Genomic DNA, 2949 nt, shown 5'->3' on the forward strand with positions numbered 1-2949 from the left:
GGCGGCGGGGCCGCGGTCGGCTTGATCGCCTCGTTCGGCGAGCGGGGGGAGAGGCGCTGCGGCTGGGCCGGCTCGTCGAAGGTGAGCGGCTGCGGCGGCACGTGCGTCTGGCGTCGACGGAAGAACATCGGGATCCTGCTCGGGCTCGCGCCGGCGACGAGGGCGGTGCCGGGCGCGCATGCGCGACGGGGCGGCGATCACGAAGGATCGCCGCAGGGTACCGGAAACTACGCCGGTTTGTGGCGAAATTGCCGTTGCGCGCTGCACGCGCCCCGGCTGGTCGACAGACAGGCCGATCCGGTCAGCGCGGTTTCGGGGGCGTCGGCGCGATCCGCGTCCCAGAAGGCTGGCAGGTCGCGCAGAAGAAGGTCGAGCGGCCGGATTGCACGATCCGGCCGACGGTCCCGCCGCAGCCCTTGGTGCGGCAGGCCTCGCCGACCCGGTCGTAGACGCGGAACGCCTGCTGGAAGGCGCCCGACGTGCCGTCGGTGTGGGCGTAGTCGCGCAGCGTCGAGCCGCCGGCGGCGACCGCCTCGGTGAGCACCTCGCCGATCACCCTGGCCAGCAGCCGGGCCTTCGGCGTCGGCGCGCCGTCGGCCTTTGCCAGCGTGCCCGCGGCGGCCTCGGGGTGGAGGCCGGCCCGGTGCAGAGCCTCGCAGACGTAGATGTTGCCCAGGCCCGCGATCAGGCGCTGGTCGAGGAGCGCGGCCTTCAGCGGCGTGATCTTGTGGCGAAAGAGCCGCGCGATGGTCTCGGCCGTCAGATCCGCGCTCAGGGGCTCGATGCCCATGCCGGCGAAGTGCCGGCACGCGGCGAGCGTGTCGGTGGGCACGAGGTCCATGAAGCCGAAGCGGCGGGCGTCGTTGTAGGTGACGGTGGCGCCGTTCCCCATCGCCATCACCACGTGGTCGTGCTTGGGCGTGCCGAGCGCCCCGTCGAGGTAGAAGTCGCCGGGCGACGTGTTGCTGCCGTCGGGCATCGCCACGTCGAAGCGGCCGCTCATGCCGAGATGCATGATCAGCGTCTCGCCCGAATCGAGGCCGGCCGTGAGGTACTTCGCCCGCCGCGCGAGGCCGGTGACCCGGCGCCCCTCCAGGCGCGCGCAGAAGCGCTCGGGGAACGGGAAGCGCAGGTTCGGGCGGCGCAGGGTGACGCGGCTGAAGGTGGCCCCGACCATCGCCGGCGCGAGGCCGCGCCGCACCGTCTCGACCTCTGGAAGCTCGGGCATCGTCCTGTGGCCGTCCCTCGGCAAATCGGATGGTGGAAGGCGGATCGTGGAGGCCGGGTATCGGCCCGGGCCGCCGCCGCCGCAATCCCGGCCGACGGGCGAGGCTTCGCCGCCCACGGCCGGCCGTCCCCACCGCGTCTTACGACGCATGGCGGATCGCGTCCGGCTTCGCTATGAGGCGCGAGGGCGCAGACGGGCAGGACTTCATGACGGTGGCGGACGAGACGACGGGCGCGCGGGACGGCACGACGGGGGCGCAGGAGACCGATTTCGGCTTCGAGCGTGTGGCCCTGGCCGAGAAGCAGGCGCGCGTCGACGACGTGTTCCGCTCGGTCGCCAAGCGCTACGACCTGATGAACGACCTGATGTCCGGCGGCCTGCACCGGGCCTGGAAGGCGCAGCTCATCGCGATGCTGCGCCCGTCGCGCACGCGGCCGTTCCGCCATCTCGACGTGGCCGGCGGCACCGGCGACGTCGCCTTCCGCGTCCTCGAGGCCGGCGGCCCGCAGGCCTCGGTCACCGTGCTTGACATCAACGAGGCGATGCTGCGGGTCGGCGCCGAGCGCGCCGGGGCGCGCTTCGACGGGCGCATCGACTTCGTCACCGGCAACGCCGAGACCTTGCCCCTGCCGGACGCGACCTTCGACGCCTACACCATCGCCTTCGGCATCCGGAACGTGCCGCGGATCGAGCTGGCCCTGCAGGAGGCCCGCCGCGTGCTGAAGCCCGGCGGCCGCTTCCTGTGCCTGGAATTCTCCAAGGTCGACCTGCCGGTGCTCGACAAGATCTACGACGCCTACTCCTTCCACGTGATCCCGCGGCTCGGCGCGCGGGTCGCGGGCGACGCGGAATCCTACCGCTACCTCGTGGAATCGATCCGGAAGTTCCCCTCCCCCGGGCTGTTCGCCGGGATGATCGAGCAGGCCGGCTTCCGCCACGTCACGCACCGGCCGCTCTCGGGCGGCATCGTCGCGATCCATTCCGGCTGGAAGGTCTCGTGACCGACCCGAGCCGCCGGGCGGCGCGATGATCGCCGCCGCGGTCAACCTCTTCCGCGGGGCCCATGTCGGCTTCGTGCTGGCGCGCGAGGGCGCGCTGGCGCTCGTCGACGCCTCCGAGCTGCCGCCGCACCTGCGGCTCGGGCTGCGGATCGTCCGGTTGCTGGAGCGGCCGGGCCTCGGTACCGGCGCGGCCCGGCTCTCGGCCGGCCTGACCCGGCTCGGCCCGTCCTACGTCAAGTTCGGGCAGTTCCTCGCCACCCGCCCCGACATCGTCGGGATGAGCGCGGCCCGCGACCTCGAGATGCTGCAGGACCGGGTGCCGCCCTTCCCGCAGGCGGTGGCCGTGAAGGTGGTCGAGGCCGCCTTCGGCAAGCCGATCTCCGCCCTGTTCGTCGCCTTCGGCGAGCCGGTGGCCGCGGCCTCGATCGCGCAGGTCCACAAGGCGGTGGTCCACGATGCCGACGGCACCCAGCGCACGCTCGCCGTGAAGATCATGCGGCCGGGCGTGCGCGAGCGCTTCCAGCGCGACGTGGAGGTGATGCGCCTCCTCGCGCGCATCGTCCACGTGCTGTCTCCGCAAGCCGAGCGCCTGCGCCCGCGCGACGTGGTCGAGATCCTGGCCCGCTCCGTGACCATGGAGATGGACTTCCGGCTCGAGGCCGCCGCCGCCTCGGAGCTCGCGCAGAACACCGCGGAGGACGACGATTTTCGCGTGCCGCG

At 72.9% G+C, this 2949-nt stretch carries 3 protein-coding genes; 2 read left to right on the forward strand and 1 reads right to left on the reverse strand.

Annotation, left to right across the window (positions count from 1 at the left end; all coding sequences use genetic code 11):
* Positions 1 to 301: 301 nt before the first annotated feature.
* A complete protein-coding gene (gene mutM, locus FV223_RS24180; RefSeq protein WP_147729354.1) occupies positions 302 to 1228 on the reverse strand; it encodes a bifunctional DNA-formamidopyrimidine glycosylase/DNA-(apurinic or apyrimidinic site) lyase in 927 nt (308 codons plus the stop codon).
* 206 nt (positions 1229 to 1434) lie between these two features.
* Between mutM and ubiE the strand changes: the two genes are divergently transcribed.
* The gene (gene ubiE / locus FV223_RS24185) at positions 1435 to 2229 is read left to right on the forward strand and encodes a bifunctional demethylmenaquinone methyltransferase/2-methoxy-6-polyprenyl-1,4-benzoquinol methylase UbiE (RefSeq protein WP_147729355.1); all 795 of its coding nucleotides are present in this window, start codon (positions 1435 to 1437) and stop codon (positions 2227 to 2229) included.
* A gap of 25 nt (positions 2230 to 2254) precedes the next feature.
* Positions 2255 to 2949, forward strand: a 695-nt coding sequence (locus tag FV223_RS24190; RefSeq protein ID WP_246689787.1) for an AarF/UbiB family protein, incomplete at its 3' end; no start/stop codon positions are given.

It is taken from the genome of Methylobacterium sp. WL116 (assembly GCF_008039455.1).
Taxonomy (GTDB): Bacteria; Pseudomonadota; Alphaproteobacteria; order Rhizobiales; family Beijerinckiaceae; genus Methylobacterium.